This is a genomic window from Anabaena sp. CCY 0017, assembly GCF_963920885.1.
In the GTDB taxonomy this organism is placed as follows: Bacteria; Cyanobacteriota; Cyanobacteriia; order Cyanobacteriales; family Nostocaceae; genus Nodularia.
This window is the reverse complement of the sequence record NZ_CAWUDG010000003.1, coordinates 136,131-150,306: the sequence shown is the minus strand read 5'-3', so window position 1 is coordinate 150,306 and position 14,176 is coordinate 136,131. Positions and strand designations below refer to the sequence as shown.

Sequence of the window (14,176 nt, the reverse complement as noted above, 5' to 3'; positions counted from 1 at the left end):
GGTTCAGATCCCCGACTTCTTCAAGGAGTCGGGGATCTGTGAATTTATCGTATAAGTTTTTAAGTTAATTTGTTTGGTAATCTTGCATACTGAAAAAATTTACATAAATCTACTTCTTAGCACCTTCTTATTAAATAATGGTTCTTCCTACTGATGGAATAAAAAGCATTATTTCCGAGTTAAATTCAAATTAGCATTATTCTGTTTGTTCTTTAACTACACCTACATAAGCTCATCAATAGACGGGAGTAGCTCAGTTTCATACTCCCTCTCCTTACTAAGGAGAGGGTTGGGGTGAGGTTTTTTAACGCTTGCTAAAAAAGTGACATACTCTCTAGCAGACTTGGTTATTCACACTAAAACCTATGTATGTAGCACTATGGCCGGGGGAAGTATATCCTTTAGGCGCGAATTGGGACGGTAAAGGCACAAACTTTGCATTATTTTCAGAAAATGCCACAGGGGTAGACCTTTGTTTATTTGATTCAAAAGATAACGAAATTCGTTTACCTCTGAGTGAAAAAAATAATTTCGTTTGGCACTGTTATGTCCCAGGAATCAGTCCAGGACAAAGGTATGGCTTTCGAGTGCATGGTCCCTGGTCTCCAGCAAATGGTCATCGTTTTAACCCCAATAAACTGCTAATTGACCCCTACGCTAAAGCAATTGATGGCGAAATTAAGCATAGTCGAGCTATCTTTGGTTATGCTTGGGATGATCCTGAACCAGATTTAGCTTTTTCTAATTTAGATAATGCTCAAATCATGCCAAAGTGTGTTGTCGTAGATCAATCTTTTGATTGGGAAAATGACCAACCTTTATATAAACCTTGGCACGAAACGATTATTTATGAAACCCATGTCAAGGGCTTAACTAAACTACACCCTGATATTCCCAAAAAATTGCGCGGAACTTATGCAGGACTGGCACATCCGTCTGTAATTAAACATCTCCAGCAACTAGGAATTACAGCAGTGGAATTAATGCCTGTACATCAGTTTTTCTGCTATCCGGGGCATTTGGTAGAAAAAGGATTAAGTAATTACTGGGGTTACGATTCTATCAACTATTTCACACCCCATTCTAGTTATAGCGCCAGTGGAACATTAGGAGAGCAAGTCACAGAATTTAAGCAGATGGTTAAAAGTCTGCATTTTGCAGGTATTGAGGTGATTTTAGATGTAGTTTATAACCATACTGGTGAAGGTAATCATTTAGGTCCAACGTTGTCACTACGAGGTATTGATAATTCTGTATACTATCGCCTAGTCCAGGATGACCCCCGCTACTACATGGATTTTACAGGCTGTGGTAACTCTTTGAATGTGCGCCACGCCCAAGTCCTGAAATTAATCATGGATAGCCTGCGTTATTGGGTGACAGAAATGCACGTCGATGGCTTCCGTTTTGATTTGGCTTCGGCGTTGGCGCGGGAATTATATGAGGTAGATAGCCTAGCAGCTTTCTTTGACATTATTCATCAAGACCCAGTATTAGCAGATGTGAAGCTAATTGCTGAACCTTGGGATGTGGGAGATGGCGGTTATCAAGTCGGGAATTTCCCCCTGCGGTGGTCTGAGTGGAATGGCAGATACAGGGATACGGTGCGGACTTTTTGGCGGGGTGTAGACCACAGTCTAGGGCAGTTTGCTTACTCTTTTACGGGTAGTCCTGACTTGTATCAAACAAATGGGCGCAGTCCGAGTGCAAGTATTAATTTTATCACTGCCCACGATGGTTTTACACTGAATGATTTGGTCAGTTATAACGAAAAGCACAACGAGGCGAACAAAGAAGATAGCCAAGATGGGGAAAATCACAATAATTCTTGGAATTGTGGTGTAGAAGGGGAAACTGATGACCCAGAAATATTGCGTTTGCGGGAACGTCAAAGACGCAACTTTTTAGCAACTTTGATGTTGTCTCAGGGTGTACCGATGCTGCTGGGGGGAGATGAACTAGGCTTTAGTCACAAAGGTAATAATAATCCTTATTGCCAAGATAATGAGATTTCCTGGCTAAATTGGGATTTGCAAGCATCAAATGCGGATTTATTAAATTTTACGCGGGAATTAATTTATTTTCGCCATCAGCATCCAGTTTTTCGACGGCGTAAATGGTTTCAAGGTGAACCCATTTATGGTTTTGGTATTGGTGATATTAGTTGGTTCAATGCTGATGGTAGTGAAATGACTGATGAGCAGTGGTTAGTTAATTATGCCAAAGTTATGGGCATTTTCTTAAATGGCGAAGGAATTGCTACTCCTGGTCCTCATGGTGAGCGAATTATTGATGAGAGTTTTTTATTATTTTATAACGCTGATTACGAACCGATTAATTTTGTTCTACCCAATGGTTTTAAGGAGAGGGGATGGGAGATGATTATTGATACGAATCAACCACGTTTCCTCCCACCAGGAAAGTTAGTCTCAGGTTATCAAACTGTACCATTAATTGAGCGATCGCTTGTTTTGCTTCGTCGTCTGGCTTGAGGTTTAAGAGGAACTAACCGCAAAGTACACAAAGGAAGAAGGAAGAAGGAAGAAGGAAGAAAATTCGGCGCGATTCCTTACAAGGAAATAGTATCAGGTTTTATGATGAAAATTGGTGCTTATTATTTAGGTGACGGTATTTGTGAATTTACCGTTTGGGGACCACATTTAGAAACTGTCGCTTTAGAAATTGTTTCTCCTTATCGGCGCTTACTACCCATGCAAAAACAAGGGGGATATTGGCAAGTTACCGCTAGAGATATTCAACCAGGAACCTGTTATTTCTATCAATTAAATGGTAATGAATCCCGACCTGACCCCGCATCGAATTTTCAGCCTATCGATGTACATAGTCCTTCCGAAGTGATAAATCATGACTTTCCTTGGAGTGACACAAATTGGTCTGGTATTCCCTTAGAAACTATGATTATGTATGAGTTGCACGTTGGTACTTTTACACCAGAAGGAACCTTTGCAGCCATTATTCCCAGACTTCCCGATTTACGCGAGTTAGGAATAAATGCTATTCAAATTATGCCTGTGGCGCAATTTCCAGGAGACCGAAATTGGGGTTATGATGGTGTATATCCCTTTGCTGTGCAGAATTCTTATGGTAGACCGAATCAGTTAAAGAAATTAGTTGATGCTTGTCACCAACAAGGAATAGCTGTAATTTTAGATGTGGTTTATAACCACTTTGGCCCTGAAGGTAATTATACGAGTCGCTTCGCCCCTTATTTTACAGAAACTTATCGCACTCCTTGGGGAAGTGCTATGAATTTTGACGATGCTTATAGTTATGATGTGCGTCAATTTTTCATCCAAAATGCACTTTACTGGTTAGGTGAATTTCATATTGATGCTTTACGCTTAGATGCAATTCACGCTATTTATGATTTGGGTGCTAAACACTTTTTAGAAGAACTCGCTGAAAATGTAGCTACACTTTCTCAGCAACAGGGACGCAAACTTTATTTAATTGCTGAAAGTGATTTAAATGACCCTAAAGTAATTCGCCCTTCTGAATTAGGCGGTTATGGAATTGATGCTCAATGGAGTGATGATTTTCATCATTCATTATATAGTTTATTGACAGGCGATCGCACTGGTTATTACGAAGATTTTGGCAAGTGTGAACATTTAGCCAAAGCCTACAAAGACAGCTTTGTTTACGACTGGAAATACTCCCATTATCGCCAACGATACCACGGAAATTATGCAGGCGATCGCTCTCCATCTCAATTTATCGTCGCCAGCCAAAATCATGACCAAATAGGTAACAGAGTTTTAGGAGAAAGATTATCCAAATTAGTAGACTTTGAAGCTTTAAAATTAGCTGCTGGCGTAGTATTACTTTCTCCCTACATTCCCCTGTTATTTATGGGAGAAGAATATGGCGAAGAATCGCCCTTTCTATATTTTGTCAGTCACTCAGACCCAGATTTAATTAAAGCAGTTAGAGAAGGACGAAAACAAGAATTTTTTGCCTTTCATTCCCAAGGAGAACCACCAGACCCCGAATCACCGGACACCTTTAAAAATTGTAAACTGAATTGGGACAAACGCCAATCAGGGAAACATCAAATTTTATTGACTTTCTACAAAAAACTGATTCAAATACGAAACCAAAACCCAGCCTTATTGAAACGCGAAAGAGAAAATTTACAAATAGGCTGTCATGAAGACAAAAAGCTAATTACATGGTTTAAATCTAGCCAAGAAAACCAAATATTCTGTGCAATGAACTTTAATACCAGTGATATTAAATTTAACCAAGAGTTTATAGGTAATAATTGGGTTAAAACCTTAGACTCCGCCGAAACAAAGTGGTTAGGTAGCGGTTCAAAATTACCAGATAAACCCAAGCCACATCAAGAATTAACACTACCCAAAAACAGCTTTACCCTTTATCAAAACAATTAAAAAAATGATTAAATAAAAATAAAACATAGCACCTTCCTTCCCCCTCAATTAAATCCTTTTTTCTTTCACTTGGCGTACTTGGCGTACTTGGCGGTTAGTAAAATCTTAATTCTTACAAACTCAATTTACCCATGCGAATACCAACAGCAACATATCGCATTCAATTCAACACCCAATTTAATTTTAACTCAGCCCAAAAAATCATCAACTATCTTAACGAATTAGGAATATCCGACCTTTACGCCTCACCAATATTTAAAGCCAGAACAGGTAGCACCCACGGATATGATATAGTTGACCCCAATCAATTAAACCCAGAATTAGGAACACCAGAAGAATTTACCACTTTAGTTGAAGAATTAAAACAGCATCATATCGGTTGGCTACAAGATATTGTTCCTAACCACATGGCTTATGATAGCCAAAATAAATATCTGATGGATGTTCTAGAAAATGGTATTAACTCCACTTATGCTAACTACTTTGACATTGCTTGGAATTCCCCTATAAACAATGAAATTAGTGATAAACAACAGCCAATTTTAGCACCTTTACTTGGTAACTTTTACGGTGAATCTTTAGAAAATGGAGAAATTCAACTCAAATATGATCAAAATGGTTTAAGTGTGAATTATTATGATTTCAGATTTCCCCTTAAATTGGAATCTTACGCGATATTTCTGAATCAGAATATAGGGGAATTATCTCAGATATTAGGAAAAAATAATCCTATATTTGTGCGATTGCTTGGTATTCTTTATATGGTAAAACATATACCTGCTGATGCTACACCAAAAGAGAGACAAGACCAAATAGATTTTGTGAAAGGCTTGTTATGGGAACTTTATACAGATAATACAGAAGTCCAAACATTTATTGACGGAAACCTCAAACTGTTTAATGGTGAACAAGGTAAACCAGAAAGCTTTAATCTTTTAGATAGTTTACTTTCAGAACAATTTTTCCGCCTAGCTTTTTGGAAAGTCGGCGCAGAAGAGATTAATTATAGAAGGTTTTTTACAGTCAATGAATTAATATCTGTAAATATAGAAGATTTCCAGGTATTTGAAAAAACCCATGCTTTGATTAAAAAGTTAGTACAGGACAAGCAAATTACGGGTTTAAGAATTGACCATATTGATGGACTTTATGACCCAAGTCAATATTTGCAGCGACTCAAAGAAAAAGTAGGTGATACATATATCACCGTCGAAAAGATTTTGGAATTAGGAGAAGAACTACCTCACCATTGGTCAATTCAAGGGACTACAGGTTATGATTTCTTAAATTATCTGAATGGTAGTTTTTGTCAAACTGCAAACCAAGAATCTTTTACGCAAATTTACTGGAATTTGACAGGTTTTAGAACAGATTATCAACAACTTACTATTGAGAAAAAGCATTTAATTTTAGAAAGAAATTTAGCCGGAGATATTGATAATTTAACTTATTTTCTCAAGAAAATAGCAAGTAAACATCGTTACGGTAATGATTTTACCATTAATGGCTTAAAACGTGCGATCGCAGAAATCCTAACTCTCTTCCCAATTTATCGAACGTACACAAATTCAGACGGTATATTACCAGCAGACCGTGAATATATCCAAGATGTAATTCAACAAGCAAAATCCAATCTTCCCCTGCTACACCATGAATTAAATTTCATTGAGAAATTGCTGTTACTGGAATATGAAAATTATCTCACACCAGAGGATCAACAGCAATGGCTTTATTTTGTCATGCGACTACAGCAATATACTGGACCATTAATGGCTAAAGGTGTGGAAGACACAGCTTTATACGTTTATAACCGCTTTATTTCCTTAAACGAAGTTGGTGGAAATCCCGATAACTTTGGCGTGAGTATTCCAGATTTTCACAACTTTAATCAGCAGCGAAAAACTTATTGGTTACACTCCATGAATGCTACTTCTACCCATGATACTAAACGAGGTGAAGATATCCGCGCCAGATTAAATATTTTGTCAGAAATTCCTGAAGAATGGAAAACACAAGTTTACGCATTTTGTGAAATTAATCATCATCATAAAACCAGGCTAAATAGAAGTTTAGATAAGCCAGATAGAAATGATGAATATCAATTTTATCAAATGCTGATTGGTACATTTCCATTTTTTGAACATGAGTATAATGACTTTTACCAACGCATTCAAGATTATGTCCTCAAAGCTGCTAGAGAAGCTAAAGTTTACACCGCATGGCTACGACCTAATGAAACTTATGAAAATGCTTTGACTCAGTTTGTTTCAGCAGTTTTAAAAGAAGATGAATTTTTACAAAATTTTATCCCTTTTCAGAAACGGATAGCCTACTATGGGATTTTTAACTCATTATCTCAGACATTATTAAAAATCACCTCTCCTGGAGTTCCCGACTTTTATCAAGGAACAGAACTTTGGGATTTCAGTATGGTTGACCCTGATAATCGTCGTCCGGTTGATTTTGAACTGCGACAGTCACATCTTAAAGCCATTAAAAAACAAGCCAAAACTGATATTTTAAAATTGATAAATGAATTATTAGTAACGAAGGAAGATGGTAGAATAAAACTATTTCTCATTGCCCAAGCTTTAAAAGCGAGAAGAGAAAATATCACCGTTTTTCAACAAGGTGACTATTTACCTTTAGAAGCTAGAGGAAAGTGTGCAGATCATATCATTGCTTTTGCGAGGGTTTATAATCATCAGATAATGATTACCATTGCACCCCGATTTTTCACCAGCTTAATTCAACCGGGAGAATATCCTTTAAATAAGCAAATCTGGGATGATACATATATTCAGTTACCACCAGATGCGCCTTCCATTTGGCAAGATACTATTACTGGGGAAATGGTCAACACTGATAAAATCATGTTAATTGGTGATGTACTTAAACATTTTCCTGTAGCCTTGTTGAAAGGGAATATGATTATCGAACCGCCAAGAAGCCAAGAACGCCAAGGAAAAGAGGGATAATCAAAACTCTGCGAACCTTTGCGTGACCTTAGCGCCCCTCTGCGTTAAAAAACACTACGATTTAAGGTGCTAATCTGGCTTTACCTTGACGCTGCTTCTCATACCATTGTGCGATCGCAGGTGTCCATTCTGCAAAATGAGGCCACATCATTTCACACAACTGTTGAATTTCCACTTGAGCGTCTTTCTTATTTCTCATGTCACAAAAGTGCATAAAAGACCTTAAATTGAAACTGACGACAAAATGCTGGCGATAATCAAAAGGTACTTTACCTCTAGCGTGTTCCTCAGACATTCCCCCCTCAAAATCAGCTTTGTAACGCTTCGCTGCTTCGAGACACCATGCTAAATCTGCGGCTCTTTGTTCTGGTGAATAGAAATATTTTTTACCTTGTCTATCAGCATAATCACCAACAGGGCGTAGGTAAAATACATCTTCTATGTCTTTTTTACCCTCTACTACATCAATAAATTGGTTTCCAGTGTACCTAAAAGATTGCACATCAAATGATACACCAACTCGATGTGTACGAGCCTGCTGCATTACACTGTGAGGAAAATAACCACAGTTAAAAACAATTTGGGGATGCTCTAAGCATCCATAGTGTCCGCGATCGCCTGCCAAAAGTCGCCTGACAATAATTTCGCCGCATTGTGACTCCGAAGGCCATGAGTCGCGCTCGTCATACACAAAGCCATCGCTATAGTCTTGGTGCATCGCAGCATAAACTACTTGCTGCGGGTTTGGTGTTTTGGCAATAACCTCTACTCGGAATCGATGCATTGATAAATTGCAACCTGTTGGTGAAACGTCTTTGTAAACCCGATTCACTATAATATCTCGTTCAGGAGTCCGGAGAAAATAAAGTACAGAACCTCACCCCCAGCCCCTTTCCTTGCTAAGGAGAGGGGAGAAGGAGGCCAACCAGATTTGTAGATGATTTAAAAAAATTTGTCTCAGATACTTTACAAAATTTAATAACTCTGTTACAGTTGTTTACATACACAAAAAACACGAAAAAAAATCTTATGCGTACCAATACAAGTATTGTTGATGACCAAGGTCTAATGAACAACTTTGCGATAGAACCAAAGGTTTATGTAGACGAGCAAGGCGATCGCACCGGGTTCACTCCCTACGCCGAATTACTGAATGGTCGTTTAGCAATGATTGGTTTTGTCTCTCTAATAGCATTAGAAGTGTTCACCGGACACGGTATCATCGGCCTTTTGGCAAGCCTATAAAAACTAATTTTTACAACTTAATATTTAACAAATGTAGAGACGGGAATTTTCCCGTCTCTAATTGTATTGGGTTGTATGGAGAATTTCATGCTATTTTTACTGTTACCGAGAGAAAGAGCCGTTTTCAGATAAAAGGAACAGGGTGAATTATGTCTTTAACTGCATCTACAATGTTGCCATTAGGCACGCCAGCACCAGATTTTCATCTACCAGAAGTGGTATATGGAAACAACATTTCCCTGGACACTTTTGCTGATCAAAAAGCATTATTGGTAATGTTCATTTGTCAGCATTGCCCATTTGTCAAACATATTCAAACAGAATTAGCGCGTCTAGGAAACGATTACTCCTCAGATGATTTAGGAATCGTAGCCATTAGCACCAATGATGCCGAAAAATATCCAGATGATGCGCCAGTTTCCTTAAAAGCAATGGCCATAAAACTGGGTTTTAACTTTCCTTTGTGTTATGACGAAACTCAGGAAACAGCCAAAGCTTATACAGCAGCTTGTACACCGGATTTTTTTGTATTTGATGCAGAACGCAAACTAGCTTATCGGGGACAATTGGATGATAGCCGTCCCAGCAATGGTAAACCCGTGACTGGTGAAGATTTACGCGCGGCGATCGCATCCGTGTTGGCAAATAACCCCGTTACAATTGAACAAAAGCCCAGTATTGGTTGCAATATTAAATGGAAACCTGGGAACGAACCCAGTTACTTTGGTTAATCCAACTTATCAGCACCAGTAGAATCAAAAACTTATTTTTGACTTTTGACTTTTGACGAACGCCTAGCGGCAGCGTTAGTGCTTAATTTCCAGATTGAGTATGTAGCTTCCCATCTGGACTTTATCTGCCCATAATTCGTATTCTACCCGTAAATGCTCTGGTAAGTGTTGTCCCTTCAGCGACAGATTTTTGGTGAAATTGCGTAACCGAATCGGATTATGAGGTTTCAATGACTCACTAGGTAGCCAATAACGGCTCACACCATAAACGCCTTGTTCCCAGAAATGGCGATAACTAACTTGACCGTTACCTTGCATAGTCATAATTACCCGGTAGGGGGAAATCTCCAACCACAAAATTCTGGGACTGCTGGGGACTTGAGAGTGGCTCTGATTTTCCGGAAGGATGTCTTCTGAACTCAGAGAACTTGCCAGTTCACAGGTAATCAGGGGCGGTGCTGTCAACAGTAAATGAAATCTGTCAGTATCTTTTTGATACAGTGTACCCGCCGTCTCCACAACAGACCAGAATGGTAGGTCAGTGGAAATCAGTGATAAACATACGGGCTTGCGGTGATGAGTCAGCATGGGAGCGATAGGGGCTAAAAGCTATTGAACGTGAAATTAACACCAGTATCTTTAACAGTCAGGAGCAGCAAGTCAAAAGAAGCAGGGGAGCAGGGAGCAAGGGCGAGTAAGAAATTACTTTAAACTTCGGGTTACTTAACAACCATTCCTCTTCTCCCCTGTCCCCTTGCCCTCTGCCTCTTTGGTAAATAGTCAAACATCCTTCATATTAACTGATGATGCTGATTTGGTAAGCCAAATAAATCAACCTAAAAATAAATAAAAGATTATAAATTCCAACACTTTCTCTGGTGCTATAAATAAAACTTTTTTGGGAAAATTGTCAGGTAACAGTGGCAAGAAACACAAGACCCTTGAGAGTGATTTTTGCCTGTCAAAAAAGTAAGAAATGAAGATTCATCATCTATTGGGTAGATTTTGGGAAATTTCCGCGAACAAAAAGCGATAGGATACTAGGCAGGAAGTGTCCAGTCGTGGCAAACTTAGTCGCTGATGAACTTCCGGTGTATCCAAGAAGTGTAAACTCATGTCGGCTACTGTCATCACTGTAGAAACTCAAACAGACCTTTCTCAAAAGTTAATTATCGAGCGACCCTCGGCTGGGCTGTCTTTACAGGGTTCTATCCGTGTCCCTGGTGATAAATCTATATCCCATCGGGCTTTAATGTTAGGCGCGATCGCTCAAGGGGAAACGCAAATTCAAGGGCTGCTTTTAGGCGAAGATCCCCGCAGCACTGCAAGCTGTTTTCAAGCGATGGGGGCGCAAATTTCGGAACTGAACACCGAATTAGTCACAGTTCAAGGTATTGGTTTGGGACAACTGCAAGAACCAGTGGATGTCTTGAATGCTGGTAACTCTGGCACTACACTCAGACTGATGTTAGGGCTGTTGGCTTCTCATCCAGGGCGGTTTTTTACAGTCACAGGGGATAGTTCTTTGCGATCGCGTCCCATGTCCCGTGTAGTGAAGCCTTTGCAACAAATGGGCGCAGAAATTTGGGGACGTAAGGGTAATTCCTTAGCACCCTTAGCAATTCAAGGACAATCCCTCAAACCAACTCATTACCATTCCCCCATCGCTTCCGCCCAAGTTAAATCCTGTATATTACTAGCGGGTTTATTAACAACCGGAAAAACCACCGTCACCGAACCCGCCCTGTCTCGTGACCACAGCGAACGGATGTTACGGGCTTTTGGTGCAGAACTTACTATTGACCCAGACACCAATAGCGTTACCGTCATTGGACCGGCGCAACTGCGGGGACAAAAAGTGATTGTTCCAGGAGATATCAGTTCAGCCGCTTTTTGGTTAGTCGCTGGCGCAATTGTCCCCGGTTCAGAATTGGTAGTGGAAAATGTTGGTGTTAATCCCACCCGTACCGGAATATTAGAAGCTTTAGAACTCATGGGGGCTGATATTCAACTGGAAAATCAGCGCGAAGTAGCTGGGGAACCAGTAGCAGATATCAGAGTGCGTTCTAGTCGGTTAAAAAGCTGTACCATTGCGGGAGATATTATTCCTAGAATGATTGATGAGATTCCCATTTTAGCCGTAGCGGCAGTATTTGCCGAAGGTACAACGGTTATTCGGGATGCAGAAGAATTGCGAGTGAAAGAAAGCGATCGCATTACCGTAATGGCGCAGCAACTCAACAAAATGGGCGCAAAAGTCAGTGAATTACCCGACGGTATGGAAATTACTGGCGGTACTCCCTTAGTAGGTACTGATGTCGATAGTTATACAGATCATCGCATTGCTATGAGTCTAGCGATCGCATCTTTAGTTTCCACTGGAATCACCACCATTCACCGCGCAGAAGCCGCCGCAATTTCCTACCCCGACTTCACCGCCACACTCAAAAAAGTGCTTCCTTCCTAATTGAGTAGGGTGTGTTGTCGCGTAGCGCAACGCACCGGAAAATTTTCAACCACAGAAGAACATAAAATAAATCATCTAGCAATCCTATATGATTTACACCGAGAGACTCAGATCCCCGACTTCTTCAAGAAGTCGGGGATCTTTTATATACCCACTTGATCCCGATTATGAGGAGCATCAAAATCAATCACTGGGCCTTTCGGCACAATCCGGGTCGGGTTAACATTCGGATGACTCCTGTAATAATGCCGTTTAATATGGTCAAAATTACAAGTTTCCTTCACACCCGGTAATTGATAGAGTTCCTTGAGATAATTCCACAAATTGGGATACTCAACCATCCGGCGTAAGTTGCATTTAAAATGCACATAATAAACTGCATCAAACCGCAACAAAGTAGTGAACATACACCAGTCCGCTTCAGTCACTTGATCCCCGCAGAGATAGCGCTGTTTTCCTAATATCTTCTCCCAGTCATCAAGGGCTGCAAATAAATCTGTCACCCCCTCATTATAAGCTGATTGAGAAGTAGCAAATCCTGCCCGATATACGCCATTATTTATCGGTTGATAAATAGCATCTATCGTTTCATCAATTATTTTTTGTAAATTTTCGGGATAAAAGTTGACATCTTGTTGACCAAAATCATCGAATTGCGTATCAAACATTCGGATAATTTCGCGGGATTCATTATTGACAATTGTCCCCTTTTGCTTATCCCATAATACTGGCACTGTTACCCGTCCACTGTAATTAGGATCAGCTTTGAGATAAAGTTGCCAAAGATATTGAGTACCATTTACAGAATCAGGAATCGCCCCAGGTTCATCAGTAAATTCCCAACTGTTTTGATCAATTTCTGCCCCAACTACCGATAGCCCAATGACATCTTCTAACCCTTTCAATTGGCGGATAATTGCCGTCCGACAAGCCCAAGGACAAGCCCAGGAAATATATAAATGATAGCGCCCCGGTTCAGCCTTAAAACCACTAGAGCCATCTGCTGTAATTTGATCACGGTAAGTTGTTGATGGGCGAATAAATTTACCTTGTGAATCTTCTTGATCCCGTCTTGAGATCCATTTACCATCCTTGAGAATTCCCAAACCCATATATTTCTCCTTTTCAGTTATCAGTTATCAGTTAAGAGACATCATGGGATAGAAATTTTTGGCTGAATCTACTTGCTAACTGTTCACTGATTCAACCCTCCCTAATCACTGGTATTCATAATTTTTGGTACTTTGAAAAATTCGCCTTCTTGCTCCGGCGCACTATTCAGGATGGCTTCTCGCTCAGGATATGGTTGTAAATCATCTTTTCGAGTCACATTACTCACATCAATTGCCCGTGTTGTCGGCAGCACATCACTGACATCTACCTCATTCAACTGTTCGATATAATCCAGAATATTTCCTAGTTGGGTAGTAAATTGCTCCTCTTCTTCTGAAGTCAATTCTAAACGAGCCAAAAGAGCTACTTTGTGAACTTGTTCGCGATCAATCATAGTTCCTCAATCCTTAATTTTCTTTCCGCGGGTTAATTCTCAAGAAAAATACACCCCGCCAAATCTACCTCTTGCTCCCCTCCTCGCTTGCGGCTACCGTGTACACACAAATGATTGAATTACCCCAAATCTCTTTTTGTAGGGTGTGTTGTCGCGTAGCGCAACGCACCATCCTAAATTTCGGTGCGTTAGGACTAAAGTCGATAACGCACCCTACCAAATGAAAGGTTTTTGGACTTGTGTGTACACCATAGCCTCGCTTGCACCGGAGGGGCTGGGGGTGGGGTTCTTTCTTATATTAAAAGAATATGTCAATTTGCATACGTCCAGTGGTTTTCAGCCAGTTTTGAGCCTCAATGTAGTTATTGGGAGCCATACGAATAGCTCTAATCCAATAATCTGCGGCTTGATCAAATAGGGCTTCACCAGCGTCATTATCCCCGGCTTCTTTAGCCTTTTCGCCTTGATAATGGTAAATCACCGCAATGTTATTCAAAGCTTGGGGTAAACGTGGGTTTAATTCAATCGCTTGGTGATACATTTTTAAAGCTGTATCGTGATCCCCATTACTGGCATAGATTAGCCCCATATTATAGTGAATATAACTGCGATCGTTCGTGTCTTCCTCTAGTGTGAGGGCTTCTTCGTAATAGTCTAAGGCTTCAGCGTATTCACCTTCTGCTTGTGCTGACATCCCATCGCGGTAATACACAAATGCTTCTTTAGCTTTTTTGTTAGCTGGTAGAAGTTTCAGGATCAGATCCGCCATGACTGTAAAGGATTTGTCAACAAAATTATCGTTCTTTTGGGTTCTTGGCATATTTGCTTCTATG

The 14,176-nt window shown here is 40.0% G+C and carries 11 protein-coding genes; 6 read left to right on the top strand and 5 right to left on the bottom strand.

Going from position 1 to position 14,176, the window contains the following annotated elements; genetic code table 11:
• Window positions 1–365: 365 nt before the first annotated feature.
• From glgX to treY, 3 genes are all read left to right on the top strand, one after another.
• Entirely contained in the window at window positions 366–2,492 is a 2,127-nt protein-coding gene (gene glgX, locus ACM0OW_RS05165) for a glycogen debranching protein GlgX (RefSeq protein WP_414548972.1), read from the top strand.
• 105 nt (window positions 2,493–2,597) lie between these two features.
• Complete coding sequence (treZ, locus tag ACM0OW_RS05160) at window positions 2,598–4,415, top strand: malto-oligosyltrehalose trehalohydrolase (RefSeq protein ID WP_414549181.1); 1,818 nt, start codon at window positions 2,598–2,600, stop codon at window positions 4,413–4,415.
• A gap of 131 nt (window positions 4,416–4,546) precedes the next feature.
• Window positions 4,547–7,393 carry a malto-oligosyltrehalose synthase gene (treY, locus tag ACM0OW_RS05155; protein WP_414548971.1) on the top strand — a complete coding sequence of 949 codons (2,847 nt, stop codon included), beginning with the start codon at window positions 4,547–4,549 and terminating at the stop codon, window positions 7,391–7,393.
• Window positions 7,394–7,454: 61 nt separating this feature from the next.
• Here treY and thyX read toward each other — a convergent pair whose 3' ends face one another.
• Entirely contained in the window at window positions 7,455–8,177 is a 723-nt protein-coding gene (thyX, locus tag ACM0OW_RS05150; protein WP_414548970.1) for an FAD-dependent thymidylate synthase, read from the bottom strand.
• A gap of 245 nt (window positions 8,178–8,422) precedes the next feature.
• Between thyX and ACM0OW_RS05145 the strand changes: the two genes are divergently transcribed.
• Window positions 8,423–8,638, top strand: a complete 216-nt coding sequence (locus tag ACM0OW_RS05145; RefSeq protein WP_414548969.1) for a chlorophyll a/b-binding protein — start codon at window positions 8,423–8,425, stop codon at window positions 8,636–8,638.
• A gap of 149 nt (window positions 8,639–8,787) precedes the next feature.
• Window positions 8,788–9,369 carry a thioredoxin family protein gene (locus tag ACM0OW_RS05140; RefSeq protein WP_414548968.1) on the top strand — a complete coding sequence of 194 codons (582 nt, stop codon included), beginning with the start codon at window positions 8,788–8,790 and terminating at the stop codon, window positions 9,367–9,369.
• 75 nt (window positions 9,370–9,444) lie between these two features.
• Here the strand turns inward: ACM0OW_RS05140 and ACM0OW_RS05135 are convergent, their stop codons facing one another.
• Window positions 9,445–9,957: a hypothetical protein gene (locus ACM0OW_RS05135; protein WP_414548967.1), complete on the bottom strand. Its 513-nt coding sequence runs from the start codon at window positions 9,955–9,957 to the stop codon at window positions 9,445–9,447.
• Window positions 9,958–10,483: 526 nt separating this feature from the next.
• Between ACM0OW_RS05135 and aroA the strand changes: the two genes are divergently transcribed.
• Entirely contained in the window at window positions 10,484–11,836 is a 1,353-nt protein-coding gene (gene aroA, locus ACM0OW_RS05130; protein WP_414548966.1) for a 3-phosphoshikimate 1-carboxyvinyltransferase, read from the top strand.
• Between the two features lie 143 nt (window positions 11,837–11,979).
• Here aroA and ACM0OW_RS05125 read toward each other — a convergent pair whose 3' ends face one another.
• The 3 genes from ACM0OW_RS05125 to ACM0OW_RS05115 all read right to left on the bottom strand — a co-directional run bounded on the left by ACM0OW_RS05125 (window position 11,980) and on the right by ACM0OW_RS05115 (window position 14,163).
• On the bottom strand, window positions 11,980–12,948 hold the full coding sequence (locus ACM0OW_RS05125; protein ID WP_414548965.1) for a glutathione S-transferase family protein: 969 nt from the start codon (window positions 12,946–12,948) through the stop codon (window positions 11,980–11,982).
• A 101-nt stretch (window positions 12,949–13,049) separates the two neighbouring features.
• Window positions 13,050–13,343 carry an Asp-tRNA(Asn)/Glu-tRNA(Gln) amidotransferase subunit GatC gene (gene gatC, locus ACM0OW_RS05120; protein WP_414548964.1) on the bottom strand — a complete coding sequence of 98 codons (294 nt, stop codon included), beginning with the start codon at window positions 13,341–13,343 and terminating at the stop codon, window positions 13,050–13,052.
• 298 nt (window positions 13,344–13,641) lie between these two features.
• Window positions 13,642–14,163 (bottom strand): photosystem I assembly protein Ycf3, encoded by a 522-nt coding sequence (locus tag ACM0OW_RS05115; protein ID WP_414548963.1) that lies wholly within the window; start codon window positions 14,161–14,163, stop codon window positions 13,642–13,644.
• Between the last annotated feature and the right edge of the window lie 13 nt (window positions 14,164–14,176).